The following is a 23,583-nucleotide window of genomic DNA, read 5'->3' as shown; positions in this document are numbered from 1 at the left end:
CCGCCAGCGTTCGTCCTGAGCCAGGATCAAACTCTCCAATAAATATTGGATGCTGACATCCTTGTAACTCGTTTTGTTGCTTTGCTATTTAAAAATAGCGAATTGACGTACTGGTTATTTTGTTCAGTTTTCAAAGTTCGAAAGTTTTGCGTCACTCAAAATGGCGACTTTAATATCTTATCATGTTGTTGATATGATGTCAACAACATTTTTTAAATCATTTTGTCGTTCTCTCGAAGCGACGTTTATTAATATAACATAATTTCATTCAACATTTCAACAACCAATTATTGGTTATTTATTTTGAATGTTTTGCTGTGCTGTTTTTAACAGCGAACAATAATATAACATGCCCAGGATCAAAGAGTCAACATGAAAAGAGAAAAAAATAAACTCCCAAGACAGGAGTTTACGTTGTTTCCTATATAAGCAGTATGCAACATTCTTTTCAAACGTTACACCTATTCTTCTACTTTATATTTACGGTGGAATATGTTCTTGCCTTTTGTTTCTTCATTTACTACCGTAATAATATTTCTTTCTACTAAGTATTCCAACAATGCACTAAGATCTAGCACGTACGGTTTTACAGCCGGGTGAATTTTTAAATCACCAATCGACCATGTAGGTTTTGTTTTCATTACATCTAATAAATACTTCGAGCAATGTTTCGCTCTTGAATTAATCGCGAACTCATTAGCCAATAGCATTAGCTCTACTCTTTTTTCTGTTGATTCATTGCTTTGGGTTAGTTCCTCATATAACTTATATACTTCTGGCTCGATTTGTTTCACTTGCTTCCAAACTGTTACTTCTGGATGTAATCCTTTTTCAATAACGGATAAGCGAGCTAGATAATGTAGGGAGCGAACCATTTGACTAAAAGCATCCATGTATTGTTTTGTATCATATAAATCTCGGCACTCACGATACGAACGGATTAGTTTTGCGAATTCGATAATCTTTCGTAGCTCTCTTTTTTCTTCTGGAAAGACGTCGAGTTCTTCTTTTAGCTTCGAAACATATTCATTACGATCAAAAACGATTTTCCCGGTAATTAACCATTCAATCACTCTTCGATATCCACTCGTATCAATCCAGTGGTTTAATAATTCCTCATCTACAATATGCATGGCAGCACTTTTGTTACCATATTCATAGTGTTTTACATACCAAGGATCATCTGCATTTCGTACAATAATAAATAAAATCCCATCGAAGTTATCTGTTATTGGACTGATTTCTTTTTGTCTTTCTACATATATAATCCCTAGTGTGTTGGAACGGCTTGCTCTTTCCTGGTAAATAGGCCTTAACAAATCTTCCATTTAAATTCCTCCAAAACTAAAGGTATGTAAGTATTTCTACAAAATATACATAAAATCCTTTTTCCCTACTCCTCGTTTATCGTAAAATTATGCTATACTTCTATAGAAGCAAAGGAGGATATAAGCATGGCACTAAAATACTCAAACAAAATAAACAAAATACGTACCTTTGCGTTAGTATTAGTTTTTGCTGGTATGATACTAATGTACATAGGACTTTATTTTAAAGATATCGAATGGCTTTTAGTTGTGTTGATGATGTTAGGTACGCTTTTGATTGCGCTTAGCACGGTCGTGTACTTTTGGATTGGGATGCTTTCAACGAAAACCATATCCGTCACCTGTCCTTCGTGTAATAAGCCAACGAAAATGTTAGGACGAGTTGATGCTTGTATGCATTGTAATCAACCACTAACAATGGACAGAAACTTAGAAGGTAAAGATTTTGACGAGAAGTATAATTCTAAAAAATTTCAAAAACAAGAAAATAAATAAGAAATAAGACACCCTTGTCCCGTAGAAATCGGGCAAGGGTGTTTTTTCGTCCTGCCATAATAAAAGCTGGGAATCAGGAGATACCCAGCAAAAGTTTTTTCTTAATGTTGTTTAACCTTTTTGCATCCATCACATGTACCGTAAACTTCCATTCGGTGGTGACTAACATCAAATCCTGTCACTTGTTCCGCTAAGGATTCTACTTCTTCCAGGCTTGGATAATGAAAGTCCACAATCTTACCACACGAGCTGCAAATAATATGGTAATGCTCTGATGTATTACAGTCAAAACGGCTTGAGGAATCACCGTATGTCAACTCTCTCACTAAACCGATTTCTCGGAATACGCGTAGATTGTTGTATACCGTTGCTACGCTCATGTTTGGAAATTTACCTTCCAGTGCTTTGTAGATGTCGTCTGCTGTAGGATGTGTCATCGATTTTATTAGAAATTCAAGCACTGCATGACGTTGTGGTGTAATACGAACGCCAGATTCCCTTAGCATTTCCAGTGCCTCATGTAGCTGATGATCTGACATCGCCATGCACCTCGCTTTCAACCATGTTTTTAATAGAAAAATGTCTTCATTGTGAAGGTTCACTTTTTGTCCCTTTACAATCATCCGATACTTATTAGTAACATTAATAGTATAAGCTTAATTATTACTTTATAATCTTTATAATTAGTTTACAGTCTAGGATAAATATTTGTCAATTAAAGTATACTGAAAAAGCAATTATACGTCTGCCTTTAAAGGTGTTTCCTGTCCACCACACTTCACATTTACGTATCTTGCTGCCACAAAAAGGAAATCGGATAATCGATTTAAGTAGGCGATCACATTCTCATTGGCATGATCTTCAATCGAAATCGCTGTTCTTTCCGCTCTTCTTGCTACTGTTCTCGCCACGTGCAGGGCAGCAGAAGCTTGATGGCCAGAAGGTAAAATGAAGTTTTTTAGTGGGGCTAAATCTTCATCCCACGTGTCAATATGCTGCTCTAGTTCTTTAATATGTTCTTCTTTAAGTTTCCACATGACTTCTTTTCCGGATGGAGTTGCTAGCTCAGCACCTACGTGAAATAGAACCGTTTGTACTTTATGCATCACTTGCATGAATGACTCTTTTCCATCCCAGTTCTCATCCTTTAGGTAGCTTAAGGCCAATCCAATCATCGAATTCGCTTCATCACATGTTCCGTATGCTTCCACACGGGAATCATTTTTTGCCACTCGTTCGCCGTAAATTAGCGATGTTTTTCCTTTATCACCAGAACGTGTATAGATTCTCACCATTAATACCCCCTTTTTGGATCTACTTCATTACGTAAAGGTTTTTCGCCTTGTATATATTTTGTTAAATTCTCTTCAAAGATTTCAAAAGCTCTTGGCTGGTATTGTGGTGAAATTCCTGATAAATGTGGTGTGATCGTCACATTTTCCATATCCCATAACGGATTGTCTTCAGGTAATGGCTCTTGGTGAAAAACATCTAAAACAGCGTGAGCAAATTTTTCATTTTGCAAGGCTCTTATCATTCCTGGTTCATCTACGGTAATGCCTCTTCCCATGTTTAAGAAGATTGCCGATTCTTTCATGTTGTTAAAGTGCGTTTCTTGTAAGAGATTCTCTGTTTCTTTCGTACTTGGTAATACGGAAACGACGAAATCCGCTTCCCCTATTCTATCCATTAATGCTTGGATTGTTGCTGTCTCATCAAAATAATCGACTGCTCGACCGCTTCTAGAAATACCAATTGTTTTCATCCGAAACGCCTTCGCTAGCCTCGCTACCTCTTGCCCAATGGCACCTGATCCAATGACCATCATCGTTTTTTCGGATATTTCTGTCATCGGTACTTTTCTGTCCCAGACGTGTGCTTTTTGATTTTCCATTAATGTTTTTGCGTTTCTGCTCACTTGCAACAGCATGGAAATTGCATATTCCGCCATTGGGCTCGCATGAATTCCTTTTACGTTCGTCACTAAAATGTTCTTCTCTTCTATTTTGCGAAAAGGCATCAAATCCATCCCAGCAGAAATTACCATAATCCATTTTAAGGACGTGGCCATTTCAATATGCTCGTCAGTCAGATCTTCCCCATATGTAATTAACACTTCGGCTTCAGGTAAATATTTCTCTGCTTCTTCTATGTCTGCACAATATTGCAAGGATACAGATGGGAATTTTTCCGCAAGGCTCGCTTTAATCGTCCGTTTTACTCTGCAAGTCGTTACAATTTTCATGGTGCATCGATTCCTCCAATTAAACAAGTATTCTTACTATTTAGCATACCCCATTTATTATCGAATTGCATTCCTTACATGTATAAGCAGTTCGGTTTGAAATTATTAACGAAATCTTCTTATAGTTGGGAATGCTTTGGCGTATATTAATGGTGAAAAGGGCTCTGGCTATGGTCTGGTTGGGGGGGAATTGTGTAAAAAACGGGATTAATTGTTGCACTCTTTTAATGAATTGTGGCAAACTCTTCGATAATTGTGCAAATTTCCGTAAAAATAGTGTATTTAGTGTAAATATACAACAAATCCTCTATTCCTGTGAACAAGAAAAAATCCCTGGAGCCAACTGCTCCAAGGATTCACGATTAAAGCTCTTCTTTAATAAAGTTTAATGCTTCTTCCACATGGCCTTTTACTTTCACTTTGTGCCATGCTTTCGCTAATTTACCTTCTTTATCGATAACAAAGGTAGAGCGCTCAATACCCATATACTCTTTACCGAAGTTTTTCTTTAGTTTCCATACGCCAAATGCTTCTGCCACTTGGTGATCGTCATCCGCAAGCAGTAAAAAAGGCAGGTCGTGTTTGTCGATAAATTTTTTGTGGCTTTCTACTGGGTCTGGGCTAACCCCGAGAATAACGGCATCTAATTCGGCAAAGCTTTCATGTTGATCACGGAAATCACAGGCTTCTGTCGTGCAGCCTGGTGTCATGTCCTTCGGGTAAAAATAGACAACGACATTTTTCCCTTGAAAATCTGACAGCTTCACTTTTTCGCCATTACTTGCTGCTAATTCAAAATCAGGTACTGTTTGTCCAATTTCAACCATGTTCATCTCTCCTTCTTTTTTGGTGCTAATACTTTTTAGCTATCCATATGGTCCAACGGTCTTGTTCATTTATTTTATCATTTGGAGCAACGTTTATCGAATTTTCGATATGTGCCGTTAGTTGTTGTAGTTCTTCATCGGTTAATTCATGCAAAAGGGATCTACCTGTTCGTGCCAGTAGATCTTGAGAAAGTTCTTCTATCGTATTGTATATTTTTCTCGTTTCCCACAGCTTGTGTTCTTCTACATGAGCAAAGCCAGCTTCTGAAAAGGCATCTTTTACAGTTTCACTTGTATGGCGTCTGTTTTGTTCTTTTTCTTTTAACCGTGGAAATTGGTCAAAAAAGAATCCGCGGATATGCGTGTCACTTCCCGGCAAGAAGCAATCCTCTGGTGTACGGTCTTGAATAATACATACACCATCTTCCTTTAATATACGGTTAATTTCTTGGAAGTTGGCTACTAAATCATCGATATGATGGGTTACGGCCCTTTCTAAGACGACATCATATTGATTGGATGTAAGATTCGTTTGTAGTGCGTTGCCTTTCACAAATTCTACGTTTGAAAGACCTTCACAATAGACACGGGCACCAGCTAGGCTTTGCTCGGAAAAGTCTAGTCCCGTTACGTGAGCCGCCCCCATCTCGATTAGCGTCTTCGTATAAATACCTCCACCACAACCAATATCTACTACCTTTTTATTCGTTACATCTACTATGGAATCTATCTTTCTCATCCACGTTTGGTCCGCGTCTCGACTAGCATACGTAAAGCGGTTTTTTTCATCATGAAAGTTAATTGGCATGAAGGCTCCTCCAGTCATCTGTAAAAATTCACCTTCATTATAATCCAACTTTTACCACCTGTCATTTATGAAAACCGCCCCGGCGGGATTTCAGTCGTTGCTCTACTTTTGGAGCCTCTTTTTCGTTTCGATAAGGAGAGTCTCTGTTCACTCTCGAGTCAAACATAACTTGGACAAAAAATGCCGCTGGTAGAAGGTAACCTAGCATCGCCTCTACTAGTGCAATAAATTTCCCAATTCCGATAGGGGTAATATCTCCGTATCCGACTGTCATTAACGTCACTCCACTAAAATAGACCGCATGCCCTAACCGCTCCAGCTGAGACACATCTTTTAAATATCCCTCATCTAATAATGTGATCCCTGTTTGGGACAAAACGAAGTAAAAAAGGCCAAAACCTAGCATGACGATAAAGTAAAGGGTAACGAGTATGTAAAAATGTTCAAAGGAAAATTTCCCTCGAATGTAGTCTTTCCGGCGAAAATACGTGTAAATACTAATGCCCATTAAATAAAATATTAATATAGAAGAAACCCATACGACCATTTTCATCACCTAGTTGAATGTATGCATGGACAAGGTGGAACATGCGCAAAAAGGGGACAGACCCCCGTTACGTTAATCCTTTAACGTGACGGGGGTCTGTCCCCATAAATAGTTACTCCTTCGCTGCCTGAACCAGCGCTTTTATTGCTTCCAACTCTCCCGCATCCCATAAACTGATGATTTTGCTCCCAACAATAACCCCATCACAAGTGGAGCCAATTTCCTTTACTTGCTCTGGTGTGGATATGCCAAATCCAGCAAGGACAGGGGTTTTACTATATTGCTTAATTCGCTTTAAATACATATCTAAATTTTCGTTCACTTTTGACCGCGCACCTGTAATTCCGTTTACCGTAACGGCATATAAAAATCCTTCTGACTCGCTCGCAATTTTTTTCAGACGCTCTTCTGGACTCGTTAACGTCGCTAATTGAATGAGCGCGATATCTTTTTTCTTCATTAAAGGAGCGATTAAGTCGGACTGTTCAATTGGTAAATCCGGAATGATCATCCCACTAACCCCAGCCTGCTGGGCATCCTCTACAAAGTTTTCTAACCCGTACTTAAATACTGGATTAATGTAGGTCATTAATAGGATAGGAACAGAAAAGTCCCCTTTTATTTCCGTTAAATATTGTAATACGCCTTTAAGGGACGTCCCTTTAGCGAGCGCTCTTTTTCCTGCTTCTTGAATCGTTGGTCCGTCTGCCACTGGGTCGGAAAATGGAATGCCAAGTTCAATGGCGGTTACGCCCGCTTCCTGTAAAAAGAGGATTTTTTCTTTTAACGTGTCCAAGCCTCCGTCCCCTGCCATTATATAAGGAACAAATGCCTTTTCTCCCGCTTCTGCCACTCGCTGAAAAGCAGCATCCAATCGTTGCTTACTCATTGCCATTACCCCCTAGCGCCGCTTTAATCGTTTCCACATCTTTGTCTCCCCGACCAGACAAACAGATAACAATTGATTCCTGAGGGGACATTTCTTTTGCAAGTTTTGCGGCATAGGCAATAGCGTGGGAGCTTTCTAGTGCTGGAATGATACCCTCCGTTTGACAGAGTAGTTTAAATCCTTCCAACGCTTCATCATCCGTAATAGATGTATACGTTACTCTTCCTACATCCTTCAAATAGCTATGTTCAGGTCCGACGCCTGGATAGTCCAAGCCAGCCGAAATGGAGTGAGCTTCTTGAATTTGGCCATTTTCATCCTGCAACAAATACATCATCGATCCATGTAACACACCGACGGATCCTTTCGTTAACGATGCGGCATGTTTGTCTGTATCAAGTCCACTTCCTGCAGCTTCTACGCCAAAAAGCTTCACTTCTTCGTCTTTGACAAATGGATAAAACATGCCCATCGCATTACTACCACCGCCGATACAGGCTACGACTGCATCAGGTAATCGATTTTCTTCCTTGAAAAATTGCTCCTTCGTTTCCTTTCCAATCACACTTTGAAAGTCACGGACGATTTTTGGAAATGGATGGGGTCCTAATACGGATCCAATTATATAATGTGTATCGTCTACATTTGTCACCCAGTAGCGTAACGCCTCATTTACCGCATCCTTCAGCGTGGCACTTCCTTGTTCTACACCGACCACTTTAGCACCGAGCAGCTCCATCCGGAATACGTTTAGCTTTTGGCGGCGTATGTCTTCTTGCCCCATAAAAATGACACATTCAAGATTTAATAGAGCACATACAGTAGCTGTTGCCACCCCGTGCTGTCCCGCTCCTGTTTCAGCAACAATTTTTTGTTTCCCCATTCGAACCGCTAACAGCGCCTGCCCGATCGTATTGTTAATTTTATGGGCACCTGTATGGTTGAGGTCTTCTCTTTTTAAATAGATTTTTGGACCTTTTAGTTGCTTCGTTAAGTTTTCCGCATAATAGAGTGGGTTTTCTCTCCCGATATATTGCTTTAAATAGTAGTTTAATTGTCTATGAAACTCTTCGTCCTTTTGGGCATCTTCATACGCTTCCTCTAGTTCAATCGCGGCCTGCATTAATGTTTCTGGAATATATCTGCCGCCGTACGGTCCGTATTGGCCTCTTTCATCTGGCTGTTGATATGTCGTCATCTTTATCGCTCCTTTTGCGTAAATTGTTTAGCTGACTCTATGAATTGCTTAATTTTTTTGGCGTCTTTTTTCCCATCTGTTTCGACTCCACTCGATACATCAACAATGGCTGGATTCACTTCTTGTATCGCCGCTTTCACATTTGATGGGTGCAGTCCCCCAGCAACGATCACTTTCTCACGAGGGATGTTCACGTCACGTAGCATTTCCCAATCAAAGGTCATGCCACTTCCACCCCGATATTTCCCTCCTGGGCTATCGAATAAAAAGTAGTCTGCTTCATATTCAGCAACTTTTTGAATATCTTGTTGCTCTTTAATAGGAAAGGCTTTGATAACCGGGATAGGAATTTGCCGGCAAAATGCTGGTGTTTCGTCCCCGTGTAGCTGGATGTAGTCTACCCCAACCTCGTTCATGATCGTTTCGATTTCCTCCATCGTCGGATTCACACATACAGCAACCTTTTTTACTGTAGTCGGAATGGTAGTTGCTATCGCTTTGGCTTGCTCAATGGAAACCTTCCTTTTGCTCTTTGCAAAAACAAATCCGATAAATTCTGCTCCCGATTCTACTACCACTTTAGCTGTTTCCTCATCCTGTATGCCGCAAATTTTCACCTTCATGGATTGTTCACTCCTAAAGGGAGACGGAAGGCACTTATTGCCTGGGCTATACTAGTAGATTTCATTAACGTCTCGCCTACTAAAATACCTTTAGCTCCTGCTGCGATTACTCTTGCTGCATCCTGTTCATTTTTAAATCCACTTTCACTAATGAGTAGCGTATTTTCTAACGATACGGTTTTCGCTAATTTTTCCGTAATGCCTAGATCTACTTCAAACGTTTTTAAGTTTCGGTTGTTAATGCCAATTATGTTCGCACCGATTTTTTTCGCTATGTCTAGCTCCTCTTGATCATGCACCTCTAATAGTACTTCTAGGTTTTTAGAGGTAGCGTAGTGGTATAGGGCATCTAAACGGTCGGTTGGTAAAGCAGCTGCAATCAGCAAAATGACGTCTGCGCCATTCGCTTTCGCCCGATCAATTTGGATCGGATCGATAATAAAGTCCTTACACAAAATCGGAACGTCCACTACTTCTCTTACCCGTCTTAGATCTTCCATCGTTCCTTTGAAAAATGGTGTATCCGTCAATATGGAAATCGCACCAGCTCCTGCATTTTCATAAATCTTTGCCTGTTCCACTGGATCTACTGTTATATGAATGTCCCCCTTAGATGGGGAGGCTCTTTTAATTTCCGCAATCACATTAAGGCGGTCACTTTTTGTGAAAGAATCGTACAAGGAGCGTTTCGGGAATGTCGATCCTTGCTCAAATCCATCTTTTTTCAGCTTTTCTACTTCCTTCTCTTTTTCCGCTAAAATTTTATCTAATATTGTCATGCCTCTCGGACCCCACTTCGTTTTTGGCTAAAAGTAATTAAATGATTTAATTTTTCGAGTGCCGCTCCTGATGCAATGCTTTCTCTCGCTAATTTGATTCCGTCTTGAATCGAGACAGCTTTTCCATGGGCAAAAATGCCAAGACCTGCATTTAATAAGACGGTGTCTAAATAAGGACCCTTTACCCCATTTAATACATCTAGCAGAATTTGGGCATTTTCCTCTGCCGATCCACCTTTAATTGCTTCTAGTGGATATCTGTTTAGCTCGACTTCCTCTGGGACAATCGTAAACGGTACAATCTCTCCATCGACTAGTAAAACAGCGTGATTTTCTCCTGCTAGTGATGCTTCATCCATGTATCCGGCTCCATTGATGACAATCGCTCTTTTTCTACCTAGTTGGTTTAGGGCTGCAGCCATCATTTCCAAGCCGTCTCGTTGGTAGATTCCGAGTAACTGTGTTTCTAACTCCATCGGATTCGTTAGTGGCCCAATCAAGTTAAAGATAGTAGGGATTTTTAATGCCCTTCTAACCAACATAATTCGTTTTATGTTCGGATGAACATGTGGGGCAAACAAAAAGGCAATGCCATTTTCCTCTAGTAATTGCTCCACTTCATCAATTGTAAAATCAAGAGAAACACCGAGCTGCTCCAATACATCGGCACTACCTGTTTTACTAGAGACGCTTCTGTTTCCGTGTTTCGCTACTTTAATTCCTGCACCAGCTAAAACAAAAGCAGACGTCGTACTAATGTTAAAGCTTTGCGACTGGTCTCCTCCTGTACCGCAGTTATCCGTGATTCCAGGAAATACCTTTGTAAACGGCAGGGCATGCTCCCTTAACACACTTACTAAACTAGCAATCTCCTCTGGCGTTTCCCCTTTTGCTTTTAGCCCCATTAAAAAGGCAGCAATTTCACTATCCGTAATTGATTCATGAAATAAGTGTTCGGAAGCTTCTATCATTTCCATTTGGGTTAAGTTTTCTTTATTTGCTAACTTCTGAAGAAAGGTTTTCATTTTTCACTTGCTCCTTTCGCACGATCGTTAAAAAGTTTTTCAACATAGCTTTTCCATCCCCTGTTCCGATTGATTCGGGATGAAACTGTAAGCCGAAAAGTGGATATTTCCGATGCTGTATCGCCATTATTTCTTTATCATCCATCGAGGTTGCTGTTACTTCAAATTCATTTGGTAATGTCACTTTTTCAATAATTAACGAATGGTAACGCATGACCTCTAATGAAATGCTTAAATATTCGAATAGGCCTTTTCCTTTATGTTGTACGTTTGACGTTTTACCGTGTTTAATCACCTGCGCTTGTGAAACTGTGGCGCTGAAGGCTTCTCCAATCGCTTGGTGGCCTAAGCAAATGCCTAAAATCGGTATTTCCTTATAAAGGGATTGGACTACTTCTATACAAATGCCAGCGTCTTTTGGATGACCAGGTCCTGGTGAAAGCACGATTGCTTCAGGATTAAGGATGTTAATTGCCTCCACTGTTATTTCATCATTTCGCCTTACTTCCACGTCTGCGCCTAATTCACCTAAATATTGATACAGGTTATACGTAAAGGAATCGTAGTTATCGATGAGTAATATCATGCTTTCACCTCCAAAAGTGCCTTCGCTTTATTGATTGTTTCCTCAAATTCATTTTGTGGAACGGAATCTAGCACAACTCCAGCACCTGCCTGCACATATGCTGTGCCATTTTTAATAACCATCGTGCGAATTGCAAGGGCAAAATCGTAATCCCCATTTATGTTAATGTAGCCTACCGCTCCCGAGTAGACTCCTCGTTTCGTTTTTTCGAAATCGTTAATGATTTGCATCGCTCTTATTTTTGGGGCTCCGGAAACTGTCCCTGCTGGTAAACAGGCAGCTAATGCCTCTACACCGTTTACCGAACTGTTTAACGTCCCCTTCACTTCAGATACGATGTGCATCACATGCTTGTAACGCTCGATTTTCATATATTTTGTTAATTCAATTGAACCAATTTCACACACTCTGCCCAGATCATTTCGTCCTAGATCGACTAACATCCGGTGCTCTGCTAGTTCCTTTTCATCAGATAACAAATCCTGTTCGAGCGCGAGGTCCTCCGCTTTTGTTGCCCCTCTTTTTCTCGTTCCAGCAATCGGATTCGTTAAAACTTCCTTCCCTTTTACCGAAATTAAACTTTCTGGTGATGCACCGAGTACGATGTAATCCTCAAAGTCTACATAAAACATGTACGGCGATGGATTGGTTCGTCTGAGCTCTCGATAAAATGAAAAAGGATTCCCTTCAAAATTTGCTTGCAGCCGTTGAGAGAGAACGACTTGAAAAATATCCCCTTTCTTTATGTGCTCTTTTGCTAGCTCCACTTTTTCCTTATATTCCTCTTTCGTCATGTTCGAAGTAAAGGTCCCTGTTTTTACATTTTCCACATGGAATTCGTGGTTAGATGGGGTTGTAAGCTGCTTTTCTGTTTCATTTAGTTGTTGTTCAATTTCCTCATCTGTATAGCTTCCGGAAGCATGGAGAATGACAACATGAATTTTTTGTGTTTGATGATCCATGATAACTACCTTTTTATAAAACATCAGGTGACCATCTGGCATCTTTAAATCATCTTCCGGCGTCAGTCCGATTTTTTCAAACTGACGAATGACATCATAGCCAATATATCCAACTCCTCCTCCGTAAAAAGGAAAAGGAAGTTCATCTGACACTTTTCTGAGCTGCTCCTGCATCACAGCAATAATATGATGAGGTGACACCTCTTTCTTTTCCGGATGGAAATGATAGATTTCCGTTTCCGCTCCAAATCCCTTCACCTCTTTATAAGGATCACTTCCAATGAAGGAATATCGCCCACTCTTTTCATGCTTTAGTGAACTTTCTAATAAAAACTTCTTTCGGCCTGATAACCGATGGAAAATAGAAATTGGGGTTAACGTATCCCCTTCTATTTCCCTTACCCTTACCTTAATCAACTCATCTTGACTCATCTCTTCTTTCCTCCTCATCTATGGGGTCAGTCCCCCGTCGCTGTGAAGTGGTAAAGCGCAACCTAATAAAAAATCCCCCAAGCCCACAGTTATTGTGTGCTTGGAGGACGGATGATCCGCGGTGCCACCTCACGTTGGAATAAGAAATCTTATTCCCTCTTTTTCAAGTACGGGATCTTTCAACAGTCCGATACTCTATCCTTATAACGGTGGAATTCCGTGCTTCCCTACTACCAGTTCAAGAAGCCTCTCGTAAGTCCATTCAGCAAAACTCATCTTATTAAGCTCTCACCATTGCTTAACTCTCTGTAAAGATGATGATCTACCTACTCCTCTTACTCATCAATTTTTATATGTAGTTTTAGTTCTGTTATATGTATGCAAGGTTGGTAATGTTCATGAACGTGAAAACCATTTCCGCATTCATACACTTCACATACAGCCGAAAATACAAAAGGGCCCCTCATCCAAAGGACGAGGAACCCGTGGTACCACCTTTATTAATTGCCATTTGCAATTCACTTTCTCAGTATCTACGCAATAAATGCTTTAATACTTCTTCTCTTGTATCGATGAGACATTCGCCAAAGCCTACTATCTAAGGAATTCGGTTTGGGGCTCAGAAGGCCATTCCTTTTCATATCCACACTGGTTCGCACCGACCACCAGCTCTCTGAAGCTTTTATGAAAACTACTCTTCTTCGTCAACGCCATTTATTCAATTTTACGATAATTTCAAGTTGTTTATTATGATAGTGGGGCAAAGGAGTTTTGTCAATAAAAATGTTTTTACCGCTTTAAAGCGGTGGGGGTCTGACCCCATAAACTAGGTCTAAATACCCAATTGTCATAATTATCAAAAAAATGCCTAGTTAAATAGTAATTGTGTCGAAGTTTATATAAAACTATATAACTAGGGAATTTTTTGGTAAAAACATGTAATTTGTTGGATTAAATTTTGTCGTAAATGCATGTATAGTGTATGTAAGAGATCAGACGGACAAGCAAATAAGCTGAATCTCGACAAAGGCAAAGCTGATGAAAGTCAGTGACGCAAAGCTACAGGGGCTAAGGTGTAAGTTTTTTACACTAAGCCAGCCAGTTACCGAAAGATACAGGGTGTTCAAAAATATGTCATTAGTTGTTTAAGCATTCACCAACACGAACCTCAACCTACTAATTTCAGTTTTTGTTCTAAGGTAATCCCCCTTTCGGTAAAGGTGGGGTTTTTTTTATACTATCAAACCCTCGGAAACGGAACAGGTAGTATAAGAAAACTCGGACTTCTTAGGAAGACGGTTAAATTTTTAAAAACGGAGGTGAACAGGAAAACGAATGAAGCTACTCAACCTGAATACGAACCATGTTTTGGCAGATGAAGTTTGGCAAGCGCACTCATTTTTTAAAAGATTAAAAGGACTTATGTTTACCAAAGAGTTTGGAACAGGTTGTGCGCTTCATATTAAACCCTGCCAATCGATTCACTCTTTCTTTATGAACTACCCTATCGATGTATTGTACATCAATGAATGGAATGAAGTAGTAGCTTTCGATCAAACATTTCCACCAGGAAAAGTAGGGAAAAAATATCGACATGTTAAGTCGGTGCTTGAGCTACCTGCCGGAACGATTGAGAAGTCAAACATAGAAATAGGGCATAAAATATCTTTTAAAAATGAATAAGGAGTGAGTAACCGTGATGAACAAATTAAAAGGTTTACTTAAGGAAGAACAAGGTCAAGGGATGACAGAGTACGGATTAGTTTTAGGTGTTATCGCTGTTGGGATCGTAGCTGTACTAGCATTATTACGTGATGAAATTATTACGATGTTTAACGATGTTGTTGGTAATATTACAAACCGTGATACTGGTGGAACGGATACCACTACAGCAGGTTAAGGCAATGAAAACTTTTTTGCTTGATCAAGATGGACAAGGGATGACGGAGTACGGATTAATATTAGCTGTCATCGCTGTAGTGATCGTCGTTGCCATTCCAGGTAGAGTGGTCGAAGCAATTTTAGGAATTTACGAAAGTTTTTTAGGTGTCTTTGAAGCAAGAAAAACTTTATAAAACAAGGAGAGATATTTATGATGAACAAATTAAAAGGTCTACTGAAAGAAGAACAAGGGCAAGGGATGACAGAATATGGATTAGTTTTAGGTGTTATCGCTGTAGGTATCGTTGCAGTTCTAGCATTACTACGTGATGAGATCGTTGCAATGTTTAACGATGTTGTTGGTAATATTACAAACCGTGATACTGGCGGAACGACAACAACTACCACTACTCCATAAGTTGGATAAAAAAGTAAAATTTTAAGACCTCCCTCTTAAATAATTTTATATAGTGTGACTCGTTAGGGGTCAGATTTAAAGATAAGCCCCTTATCTTCTTATAAGATAAGGGGCTTTCTCTTACCTAAAATTAACCTTGAAATTAGGTGATCATAATGGTTTTGAATGTCATGTTACTGTTTGTTCTTATTATTTGTGTCATAACAGATGTGAAATCCAGAAAAATTTACAATAAAGTGCTTTTTCCAAGTCTTCTGTTTGCTATAACGTTTCATGTCATCACGAATGGATTAGATGGCTTGTTGTTTTCCATAACAGGTTTGTTAGTCGGACTTGGGATCTTGCTTATCCCCTATTTAATGGGAGGTATGGGAGCAGGAGATGTGAAGCTGCTCGCTGTAATCGGTGCTTTTAAAGGTGTTAGTTTTGTCGTAACGACTGCTATTTATATGGCCCTATTCGGTGGAATTATCGCACTAGGCATCATTCTTTTCCATAAAGGGCCTATTCAACGATTGAAATCTATTTTCTTTACAGTAGTCGGAATCAGGCATGGAATTAAAATCCCTCTAGCTGTAACAAAGGAATCATTGAAAAAGACTTATCCTTATGGTGTTTCCATTGCTGGTGGGGCTTGTGTAGCTTTTCTCTCTAAAGGCTGGGTGATCTAATGAGAAAAGATGAAAAAGGACAATCTTTAGTAGAGTTTGCCCTCCTCCTCCCTATCATTCTATTACTATTAGTCGGGATTATAGATTTCGGTAGAGTGCTATATTCCTATTCGCATTTACATATGGCCACCCAAGAAACGGTGCGGCTAGGGGGATTAGGGAGTACGGATGAAGAAATGACAACTTTCGCTCAAAACTACATTCATATCGGGGATCCGGATAACCTTACTGTATCGATTAGCCCTTCTGATACGGAACGGGATTCCGGTGAATACGTAACGGTACACTTAACGTACCCAGTTGAACTTCATACCCCTTTTCTATCATCTATTCTGCCTTCACCTGTCATGATAAAGACGGATTCAACGATACGGGTTGAGTAAGGGGGAATCTATTTGATTAAAAGATTTTTTAAAAAAGATGAAGGAAACGCGATGATCCTCGTTTCTCTAGCATTAACTGCTCTTTTAGCTGCTACTGGCTTAGTCATTGATGGCGGGAAATTATACATGACCCAAAGCCACCTGCAAAAGACAGCCAATGCATCTGCATTATCTGGTGCACAAAAATTACTAACTAGTGAGGCAGCGACTACAACCATAGTAAAAGAAACGTTATATCATCATGAAGAGCTACCTAGCTTAGAGCAAGTATCTTTCGGTCAGCTAAGAGTTAAAGTGGACTTGGAAAAACAGGTTCCCCTCTCCTTTTCTGGATTGATTGGAAATGATTCCTCTACTGTAACAGTTGATGCGACAGCTGGACTAGGTACGATGGGTGCTGCTACTGGCGCTGTTCCACTCGGAATCGATCGTTCCTTCAATTTAGAATACTACAAAGAATATGAGCTAAAGACTGACACTACCGGGAGTGATACAGGTTGGTTTGGGATATTGGCACTGGGAGGACCTGGGGCAGCAACGTATTATGACAATTTTATTAATGGCTATCAGCATGAAATCCAAATTGGTAATGTTATTGATACCGAAACAGGGAACGTTGCAGGAAAAACAAGAGAGGCCATAAATGAACGTATTAACAACTGCCCTTATTCCATGGAGCAGGCGATAGATAAAAATTGTTCGAGAATCATTTTGGTTCCTGTCTATGAACCCTACAATGTACAAAGCAATCAAATAAAACAAGTGAAAATTACTGGCTTTGCGTACTTCTACATTACAGAGCCAACCTCCGGGAAAGAAACGTCCGTTCACGGGATGTTTATTAAAAAAGCAGGCCCTGGAAAGATAGATGAACACGCAGATAACAGAGGGGCATTCAGCATAAGACTATTGGAGTAGGTGAAAACGATGCGGTCAAAAGTTATTTTATTTTTATCCCTCATAATGGGTGTCGTAACAACGGTTTTATTTTTTAACTATATGAAGCAATTTGATACAGAAGTCGTGCTTAGTGAAAACATGGTGGATGTGATCGTGGCTAACAGTGATATTAAAGAAAACGAAACAATTTCTCCTGATATGGTAAAGGTGATGGCAGTACCTGAGAAAGGATTACATGCGAGCACCGTTACAAGTGTCGATGAGGTAGCTGGGAAGTTTGCGACAGCTGATATTAGTGCTGGCGAAACACTTTTAACTCACCGTGTGAAATCGGAAAAAGAAGAGCAGCTATTTGTCTCCCGCAAAATAAAGGATGGTTTTCGTGGTATATCTGTTGGACTTAACTTTGTCCAATCTATTTCCAATTTAATAGAACCAGAAGATAGAGTGGACGTTATTTTTAGTGAAGCTACTACAGAAGATAACGGTGACGTAAAAGTCGATTCAGAAATTATTTTATCAGAAGTTACTGTTTTAGCCGTTGGTAGGAAAATGATTGCTTCTACGAGTGAAGAAGAAGAATATGTAGAATATAGCTCTGTAACACTAGAATTAACGCCACAGGATACTGTCAAGTTAGCAAACGCATCGGAACGAGGGACTATTCAATTAGCTCTTCATTCACGAGTAATCGAAACTGAAGAAAAATCTGAGGATAAATAAGACGGAGGTGAGCAGTATGACAAGCAATCAAATAGAACAACAAAGCTATAAACAAAAAAGAGGAGAGATGATTGCTGTATGCAGTGCAAAAGGAGGGGTCGGTCGTACCCTCCTCTCTGTCAATCTCGCCGTCGCCTTATTTAAAAAGAACATATCCATCAGTATTTTAGACGGAGACTTCCAATTTGGTGATGTCGGTTTAGCAATGGATCTCCAATCTACGTTTACGATTAAAGATGTGATGGAGGAGTTTGATTCCCTAGATGAATATAGTCTAGCAAGCTATTTATGTAGTCATGACAGTGGTGTGAAGGTTTTACCAGCACCAGATCGACCAGAATATGCAGACCTCGTTACTGGGGATGCATTAAATAAAATTATCGATTTAATGCTCGTTCAGCATGATTATGTTATTTGTGACACGGGAGTTGGTTTAAGTGATCAAACGATACAGCTTATTGAGAAAGCAGACCAAATTTTACTCGTTACGAATTTAGAAATGGCTACGTTAAAAAACACAAAGTCCATGCTAGAAACGTTAGATATGCTCGGGTACCGAGACAAGGTTCAGCTTATCATCAACCGTGCAACGATGGAAAGTGTTATCCAAGCGACGGACGCTGCTGACATACTTGGGGAAGATGATCCTCTTTACATTCCAAACGAGTTTCAGGTTGCGTCCCAATCGCTAAATATCGGAATCCCGTTTGTCATGAACCAAGGGAAAACGGAACTAGCAAAATCTATTTTTAAAATGGCAGAGAAGCTCACTTCCAGAAGAGAAATATCTACAATTAAGCCGAAAAGCCCTTCATTATTTTCAAAGCTTTTTAGTCGTAATGAAAAGGAGGGAACAGTTAAATGAGTCTATTAAATCGCATACAAGAACGCTCACAGCAGTTAGAGACAAAACCAGATACTGCTGAACAAGCTAGTAATCAGAAAGAATACACACCACCAAAGAAAGACTTAATAACTGCTTTCCGTGAAACGAGAAAAACTGATAACAATAGTCCAAAAACGAGAAATAAACCAATCGATAAACACCAGGAATTAAAGAACCGTCTACAAAAACAAATTTTAAGTGATTTAAAAGACGACAACGTAGAAGATATTATTCCACAGATTGATGCCATGGCCATTGACATTATTAAGGAAGACGAAACATTCCGTGGAAAAATAGATCGTAAAAAGGTTGTCGATGAGCTCATTAATGATTTAGCGGGCTTTGGTCCTATTAATCCATTGTTGTTGGATGAAAATGTTACCGAGGTTATGGTGAATGGTCCGAACTATGTGTACTGTGAACGAAAAGGCCGAATCGAACTGACGAATATTTTGTTTCGCGATGATGAACATGTGATGAATATAATTGAAAAGATTGTTGCACCAATCGGAAGAAGAATTGATGAGAGTAGTCCAATGGTAGATGCACGTCTTCCCGATGGATCACGTGTAAATGCTATAATCCCTCCTCTCGCTTTAAACGGTCCAACGATTACGATTCGGAAATTTGCGAAGGACCCATTTAAAATTGAGGACTTAATTAATTTCGGTACGTTAACACATGAAATGGCCGTTTTTTTAGAGGCTTGCGTTAAAGCAAAACTGAACATTTTCGTAAGTGGTGGGACAGGCTCTGGTAAAACGACGTCCCTTAACGTTTTATCTAACTTTATCCCGAATGATGAACGTATTATTACGATTGAGGATGCAGCCGAGCTTCAGCTAGGACAGGAGCATGTTATTTCCTTAGAATCAAGACCACCAAATATTGAAGGAAACGGAGCAATCACCATCCGTGACCTCGTTCGGAACTCCTTACGTATGAGACCAGATCGAATCGTTATTGGGGAGGTTCGTGGTGGTGAAGCTTTAGATATGCTTCAAGCAATGAACACAGGACATGATGGTTCCTTGGCAACAGGTCACTCGAATAGTCCCCGTGATATGATATCCCGTTTGGAGACGATGGTTTTATTAGCCGGTGTAGACTTACCGATTAAAGCGATTCGGGAACAAATAGCTGGTGCGATTGACGTTATTATTCAACAATCCCGCCTAAAGGATGGAACGAGAAAGATTGTCAAAATTACGGAAGTACAAGGACTGGAAGGCGATGTCATCGTTTTACAGGATATTTTCACCTTCAAACAAGAATCTGTTGATGCAAATGGTAAAATTATCGGCAACTTAATCCCGACTGGAGTTCGTCCTAAGTTTTATGAAAGGCTTGAAACATCTGGTCTACATATACCAGCATCCGTCTTTATTAACGGAGAGGAGTGGAGTGAATGAAGTGGGCCCTCCTTTTCCTCATCTTATTTAGTTCTTTCCTGTTTTTTATCGCTATCCTTCAGCTCATCTTCCTATCAGATAGACGATTAGAAAAACGGATGAAGCACTTTTTAGAAATGAAAGACCGAAAAACCTTTGATCCAAAACAATTTAACGTCTTTCTGCAATTCAGGTTAGCGAAGCAAAAGATTCGGAAGCAAATGCTGACAAAAGAAAAAAATTCAAAGCTAGAAGTTTTATTAACCCAATCTGGCGTGCCATTAAAGCCAGAAGAATATATATTAGCTCGTTGGATTTCAATTGCACTTACTGGTGGATTACTTTTTATCCTATCAGGTAATATGGTTTTCCTTATCATAGGAGGACTAATCGGGCTATTCATTCCTAAATGGTATATTCAAAAAAAGAAAAAAGAACGAATGGCAAAATTTAACGAGGGGTTAGCCGACATGATAACGGTCGTTATCGGTTCTTTACGGGCGGGATTTAGCTTCCCGCAAGCTCTGAAAACAGTAGTAGAAGAATCCCCTTCTCCTATTAAAGAGGAAATCGAAATGGTATTAAAAGAAATGCAATATGGTAGTTCCATAGAAGACTCACTCAATGAATTAAAAGACAGAATGCCGAGTGAGGATTTGGATTTAATGATTCAAGCCGTTCTCATTCAACGACAGGTTGGTGGGAATTTGGCAACCGTATTAGATAAAATCGTCCAGACGATTCGAGATAGGACGAAAATTCAACGCCAAATTGTTACACTAACAGCACAAGGAAGATTATCCGGAATTATTGTTGGACTTCTCCCCTTCATTTTAGGCCTACTTATTTATATGATTGAGCCTGAATATATGGGAACGTTATTTAGTCATCCGATAGGTCTAATTATGCTAGGTGCAGGAGTCATATCTGGCACTATTGGTTTCTTTTTTATTCGAAAGCTTACTACAATCGAGGTGTAGCCGATGCTATACGTAACATTTTTCTTTACGATTACGTTATTTTTATATGGATTATATGTATTGAAGGAAGAACGGAAGAAACGTTTAAAACGACGTCTTTCCAATGTTTTTGATCGAATTGAAACAAAGGAATCTGAGCCAACAGAGGATTCTGATAAGCAGCAACGATCCTTATATCAACGAATTTTTGCGCCTATATGGAAAGAGTTTAAACGTAGCTTCAAAAAAAGTATGCCCGGAGAAAAAGAGGCGAAGCTTGAAGTGAAGCTCCTAAAAGCAGGGAATCCACTCGGAATGACACCGGTAGAATTCCGGTTGATCCAGATTGGTCTGTTTATCGGATTGCCATTACTCGCTTGGGGATACGCTCAACTTATGCAGCTTCATTCAGGCGGAATCGTCTTCTTTCTATTAATAGGTCTCGTATTAGCGCTATTTATTCCAAATTTCTATATTAAACAAAAAACAAAGCAGCGGAATCACGCTGCCTTAAAAGAACTGCCTGACATATTAGACTTGTTAACTGTTAGCTTGGAAGCCGGCTTAGGCTTTGATTCTGCTATTAGCAAACTAGTTTCGAAAAAAGAAGGTGTCCTTCCTAGTGAATTCCATCGCTGTCTAGAGGAAATTCGCTTAGGAAAAACGAGGCGTGAAGCCTTATCAGGAATCCGAGAGCGACTCGACGTCGATGAAATTAAAATGCTTATTAGTAGCATTTTACAAGCCGAAAAACTCGGAATTGGTATGGTTCAAGTGTTGCGGGTCCAATCAAGCGAAGTACGGGAGCAACGAAAGCAACGTGCCGAAGAAGAAGCGATGAAAGCACCGATTAAAATGCTCTTCCCACTCGTGATTTTCATCTTCCCTACTATTTTCATCGTCTTACTAGGGCCAGCAGTGATTGATTTTCTCAATGCATTTTAGAAAGGTTTACTTCTACTCTTTACTACTTACGAACATCGCTCTTTCTAGTAAAAGGGCGATGTTTTTACATTAGTTAAATGTAATGGCATGACTTCCCATTTGCTCCCACCCAGCAATGAATTTCTGTTTATCTATTTGTCTATTTTTTTCATGCGTTAATGGATCATTAATATATATAAACTCCTCATCATAGCCGGTTATTACGACACTATGTTCTTTGTATGTAATATCGATTTTACCAGTTGCCGTTTCCCAAGTTTCCCAATATTCATTCGGTACTGTTGTAAACCAAGTATTATTTATAACCCAGACAGGTTGTTTATCGTTTAAGGCTTTATAAATAGCATCAAAGCTTTTCCCAGATAGGTTTTTTATTTTTCCAGGTAAATATTTTTCTGCAAGTTCATATATTGGTTCATTATATACACCAAGACCTGGTTGATCGATGGTAGTCATACTCCCTACAAATCCATCATTGGGATTGCCCGATAATCCATCTTCCAGAAATGGCACTTTATCTATTTCATTGGCAAGCTCCATTTTATTAACATCGATGCCTTTATATTGTAGCATCATGGCTAATGATGTCACTTCACAGCCTCTAGGTAATTCAGGCAATTGTGAAATAAGGGGAACATTTAATATAATACTTTCCTCTCTTATGAAACTAGTTACTTTATCTTGATTGAACATAAAAAATAATATAATTAAAAGGAAAACTAGCATCCTTCCCTTTCGATTTAATTTTCTCCGTCTCCTTCTATTTCTCATATGTATATAGTCCCCTCTATTTTGTTCTATAGTTTAGAACGGAAATAGAGTAGGGAAAAACTACAAAAAAAGAGATTATTTTTAAAATAACCTCTTTCCTACTTAAATTGTTTTATTTGAAAATCTAGTTCCCAGCCCCGCGATAACGCTTCACACCCGTATTCCAGACAAAAATAGCGAGCATAAAAAACACGATACCTACAATTGGGGTTAGAAAGGCATATCCATACCATTCTTCCCTTCCTAAAAAGTACGCAGAAGGGTAAACACCGACAAATGCGAACGGTAAAATCCACGTTAAAATAAAGCGAATAACGCCATTATAAATATCCACTGGGTACCGTCCGTAGTTTCCGATGTTATACATCATTGGCATGATCGCCGTTTTGGCATCAGCCCAAAACCCGATGCTTGCTAGCATCACGAAAATACCACCATACACGAGTGCTCCGCCGATAACCATGACGATAAACAATAGTGGATCGTACCAGGATAAACTTAAATCGAGCTGCGCCCCAGCGTAAAACATAATCGCAATACCAGTGATTGCTCCGAAAAGAGACTCCAATTCCATTCGTTCCAAAATGACCTGAAACAGACTGTGAATCGGTCTCGTTAAAATTCGGTCCATTTCCCCTTTTACGATATAACGATCATTAAAATCCCAGATGTTAAAGAATGAGGAAAAAAGAGCATATGGGACGAGAAAGAAGCCGTAAATAAAAATAATTTCTTCCCGGTTCCATCCAGCTAATAGCTGTGTATGACCAAAGACAACTAGAATGAAAATTAAATTTACTGCTTGGAACATCAAATCAGATAAAAACTCCACCACAAGGTCCGTACGGTATTGTAGTCTTGTTTTGATGTATTGCCCGATATATTGACCAAACATGCTCACATAAAACATA

General features: G+C 39.5%; 29 protein-coding genes, 1 riboswitch and 2 other annotated features. Of the genes, 13 read left to right on the top strand and 16 right to left on the bottom strand.

Going from position 1 to position 23,583, the window contains the following annotated elements:
• Positions 1-461: 461 nt before the first annotated feature.
• Positions 462-1,328 carry a nucleotidyltransferase-like protein gene (locus HNQ94_RS17850; RefSeq protein ID WP_174497603.1) on the bottom strand — a complete coding sequence of 289 codons (867 nt, stop codon included), beginning with the start codon at positions 1,326-1,328 and terminating at the stop codon, positions 462-464.
• A 126-nt stretch (positions 1,329-1,454) separates the two neighbouring features.
• On the opposite strand from HNQ94_RS17850, the gene HNQ94_RS17845 reads away from it, so the two are divergent.
• Complete coding sequence (locus HNQ94_RS17845) at positions 1,455-1,823, top strand: YgzB family protein (RefSeq protein ID WP_174497602.1); 369 nt, start codon at positions 1,455-1,457, stop codon at positions 1,821-1,823.
• A gap of 101 nt (positions 1,824-1,924) precedes the next feature.
• On the opposite strand, the gene perR is transcribed toward HNQ94_RS17845, so the two are convergent.
• The 13 genes from perR to trpE form a co-directional block, all read right to left on the bottom strand.
• Entirely contained in the window at positions 1,925-2,362 is a 438-nt protein-coding gene (gene perR, locus HNQ94_RS17840) for a peroxide-responsive transcriptional repressor PerR (RefSeq protein WP_174497601.1), read from the bottom strand.
• Between the two features lie 198 nt (positions 2,363-2,560).
• Positions 2,561-3,115, bottom strand: coding sequence for a cob(I)yrinic acid a,c-diamide adenosyltransferase (locus HNQ94_RS17835; RefSeq protein ID WP_174497600.1), 555 nt, complete (start codon positions 3,113-3,115; stop codon positions 2,561-2,563).
• 2 nt (positions 3,116-3,117) lie between these two features.
• Entirely contained in the window at positions 3,118-4,068 is a 951-nt protein-coding gene (locus tag HNQ94_RS17830; RefSeq protein WP_174497599.1) for a D-2-hydroxyacid dehydrogenase, read from the bottom strand.
• A gap of 362 nt (positions 4,069-4,430) precedes the next feature.
• Complete coding sequence (gene bcp / locus HNQ94_RS17825; RefSeq protein ID WP_174497598.1) at positions 4,431-4,895, bottom strand: thioredoxin-dependent thiol peroxidase; 465 nt, start codon at positions 4,893-4,895, stop codon at positions 4,431-4,433.
• A gap of 25 nt (positions 4,896-4,920) precedes the next feature.
• Positions 4,921-5,751, bottom strand: coding sequence for a class I SAM-dependent methyltransferase (locus HNQ94_RS17820; protein ID WP_311771638.1), 831 nt, complete (start codon positions 5,749-5,751; stop codon positions 4,921-4,923).
• 13 nt (positions 5,752-5,764) lie between these two features.
• On the bottom strand, positions 5,765-6,250 hold the full coding sequence (locus HNQ94_RS17815; protein WP_174497597.1) for a potassium channel family protein: 486 nt from the start codon (positions 6,248-6,250) through the stop codon (positions 5,765-5,767).
• Between the two features lie 112 nt (positions 6,251-6,362).
• Entirely contained in the window at positions 6,363-7,139 is a 777-nt protein-coding gene (gene trpA / locus HNQ94_RS17810) for a tryptophan synthase subunit alpha (RefSeq protein ID WP_174497596.1), read from the bottom strand.
• On the bottom strand, positions 7,132-8,337 hold the full coding sequence (gene trpB, locus HNQ94_RS17805; protein WP_174497595.1) for a tryptophan synthase subunit beta: 1,206 nt from the start codon (positions 8,335-8,337) through the stop codon (positions 7,132-7,134). The genes trpA and trpB overlap by 8 nt, the downstream gene beginning before the upstream one ends.
• A 2-nt stretch (positions 8,338-8,339) precedes the next feature.
• The gene (locus HNQ94_RS17800; RefSeq protein WP_174497594.1) at positions 8,340-8,960 is read right to left on the bottom strand and encodes a phosphoribosylanthranilate isomerase; all 621 of its coding nucleotides are present in this window, start codon (positions 8,958-8,960) and stop codon (positions 8,340-8,342) included.
• Complete coding sequence (gene trpC, locus HNQ94_RS17795) at positions 8,957-9,739, bottom strand: indole-3-glycerol phosphate synthase TrpC (RefSeq protein WP_174497593.1); 783 nt, start codon at positions 9,737-9,739, stop codon at positions 8,957-8,959. Before trpC ends, HNQ94_RS17800 begins: the two co-directional genes overlap by 4 nt.
• The gene (trpD, locus tag HNQ94_RS17790; protein WP_174497592.1) at positions 9,736-10,764 is read right to left on the bottom strand and encodes an anthranilate phosphoribosyltransferase; all 1,029 of its coding nucleotides are present in this window, start codon (positions 10,762-10,764) and stop codon (positions 9,736-9,738) included. The genes trpC and trpD overlap by 4 nt, the downstream gene beginning before the upstream one ends.
• A complete protein-coding gene (locus HNQ94_RS17785) occupies positions 10,733-11,350 on the bottom strand; it encodes an anthranilate synthase component II (protein WP_174497591.1) in 618 nt (205 codons plus the stop codon). The genes trpD and HNQ94_RS17785 overlap by 32 nt, the downstream gene beginning before the upstream one ends.
• Positions 11,347-12,744 (bottom strand): anthranilate synthase component I, encoded by a 1,398-nt coding sequence (trpE, locus tag HNQ94_RS17780; protein ID WP_174497590.1) that lies wholly within the window; start codon positions 12,742-12,744, stop codon positions 11,347-11,349. Before trpE ends, HNQ94_RS17785 begins: the two co-directional genes overlap by 4 nt.
• Before the next feature lie 100 nt (positions 12,745-12,844).
• Positions 12,845-13,096: a binding site (T-box leader), on the bottom strand.
• Positions 13,097-13,211: 115 nt separating this feature from the next.
• Positions 13,212-13,461: a binding site (T-box leader), on the bottom strand.
• A 301-nt stretch (positions 13,462-13,762) separates the two neighbouring features.
• A riboswitch (cyclic di-GMP riboswitch) is annotated at positions 13,763-13,854 on the top strand.
• Positions 13,855-14,079: 225 nt separating this feature from the next.
• On the opposite strand from trpE, the gene HNQ94_RS17775 reads away from it, so the two are divergent.
• The 12 genes from HNQ94_RS17775 (at position 14,080) to HNQ94_RS17720 (ending at position 21,901) form a co-directional block, all read left to right on the top strand.
• Positions 14,080-14,427, top strand: coding sequence for a DUF192 domain-containing protein (locus tag HNQ94_RS17775; RefSeq protein ID WP_174497589.1), 348 nt, complete (start codon positions 14,080-14,082; stop codon positions 14,425-14,427).
• A gap of 16 nt (positions 14,428-14,443) precedes the next feature.
• Positions 14,444-14,644: a Flp family type IVb pilin gene (locus HNQ94_RS17770; RefSeq protein ID WP_221452616.1), complete on the top strand. Its 201-nt coding sequence runs from the start codon at positions 14,444-14,446 to the stop codon at positions 14,642-14,644.
• A gap of 4 nt (positions 14,645-14,648) precedes the next feature.
• The gene (locus HNQ94_RS17765; protein WP_174497587.1) at positions 14,649-14,819 is read left to right on the top strand and encodes a Flp family type IVb pilin; all 171 of its coding nucleotides are present in this window, start codon (positions 14,649-14,651) and stop codon (positions 14,817-14,819) included.
• Between the two features lie 17 nt (positions 14,820-14,836).
• A complete protein-coding gene (locus tag HNQ94_RS17760) occupies positions 14,837-15,043 on the top strand; it encodes a Flp family type IVb pilin (RefSeq protein WP_174497586.1) in 207 nt (68 codons plus the stop codon).
• A gap of 155 nt (positions 15,044-15,198) precedes the next feature.
• Positions 15,199-15,714, top strand: a complete 516-nt coding sequence (locus HNQ94_RS17755; RefSeq protein WP_174497585.1) for an A24 family peptidase — start codon at positions 15,199-15,201, stop codon at positions 15,712-15,714.
• Positions 15,714-16,097 (top strand): TadE/TadG family type IV pilus assembly protein, encoded by a 384-nt coding sequence (locus HNQ94_RS17750; protein WP_174497584.1) that lies wholly within the window; start codon positions 15,714-15,716, stop codon positions 16,095-16,097. Before HNQ94_RS17755 ends, HNQ94_RS17750 begins: the two co-directional genes overlap by 1 nt.
• A gap of 12 nt (positions 16,098-16,109) precedes the next feature.
• Positions 16,110-17,015, top strand: a complete 906-nt coding sequence (locus HNQ94_RS17745) for a pilus assembly protein TadG-related protein (RefSeq protein WP_174497583.1) — start codon at positions 16,110-16,112, stop codon at positions 17,013-17,015.
• Positions 17,016-17,024: 9 nt separating this feature from the next.
• Positions 17,025-17,720 carry a Flp pilus assembly protein CpaB gene (gene cpaB, locus HNQ94_RS17740; protein WP_174497582.1) on the top strand — a complete coding sequence of 232 codons (696 nt, stop codon included), beginning with the start codon at positions 17,025-17,027 and terminating at the stop codon, positions 17,718-17,720.
• Positions 17,721-17,736: 16 nt separating this feature from the next.
• Positions 17,737-18,585 (top strand): CpaE/TadZ family protein, encoded by an 849-nt coding sequence (locus tag HNQ94_RS17735; RefSeq protein WP_174497581.1) that lies wholly within the window; start codon positions 17,737-17,739, stop codon positions 18,583-18,585.
• On the top strand, positions 18,582-20,018 hold the full coding sequence (locus HNQ94_RS17730; protein ID WP_174497580.1) for a TadA family conjugal transfer-associated ATPase: 1,437 nt from the start codon (positions 18,582-18,584) through the stop codon (positions 20,016-20,018). The genes HNQ94_RS17735 and HNQ94_RS17730 overlap by 4 nt, the downstream gene beginning before the upstream one ends.
• On the top strand, positions 20,015-20,977 hold the full coding sequence (locus tag HNQ94_RS17725) for a type II secretion system F family protein (protein WP_174497579.1): 963 nt from the start codon (positions 20,015-20,017) through the stop codon (positions 20,975-20,977). Before HNQ94_RS17730 ends, HNQ94_RS17725 begins: the two co-directional genes overlap by 4 nt.
• A 3-nt stretch (positions 20,978-20,980) precedes the next feature.
• Positions 20,981-21,901, top strand: a complete 921-nt coding sequence (locus tag HNQ94_RS17720; RefSeq protein ID WP_174497578.1) for a type II secretion system F family protein — start codon at positions 20,981-20,983, stop codon at positions 21,899-21,901.
• Positions 21,902-21,970: 69 nt separating this feature from the next.
• Here HNQ94_RS17720 and HNQ94_RS17715 read toward each other — a convergent pair whose 3' ends face one another.
• Positions 21,971-22,672, bottom strand: a complete 702-nt coding sequence (locus HNQ94_RS17715) for a C39 family peptidase (protein ID WP_246200066.1) — start codon at positions 22,670-22,672, stop codon at positions 21,971-21,973.
• Positions 22,673-22,796: 124 nt separating this feature from the next.
• On the bottom strand, positions 22,797-23,582 hold the full coding sequence (locus HNQ94_RS17710; protein WP_174497577.1) for an ABC transporter permease: 786 nt from the start codon (positions 23,580-23,582) through the stop codon (positions 22,797-22,799).
• Position 23,583: the final 1 nt, after the last annotated feature.

Source organism: Salirhabdus euzebyi (assembly GCF_014207435.1).
Taxonomy (GTDB): Bacteria; Bacillota; Bacilli; order Bacillales; family Alkalibacillaceae; genus Salirhabdus; species Salirhabdus euzebyi.
This window is presented reverse-complemented; position numbering and strand designations above follow the sequence as displayed.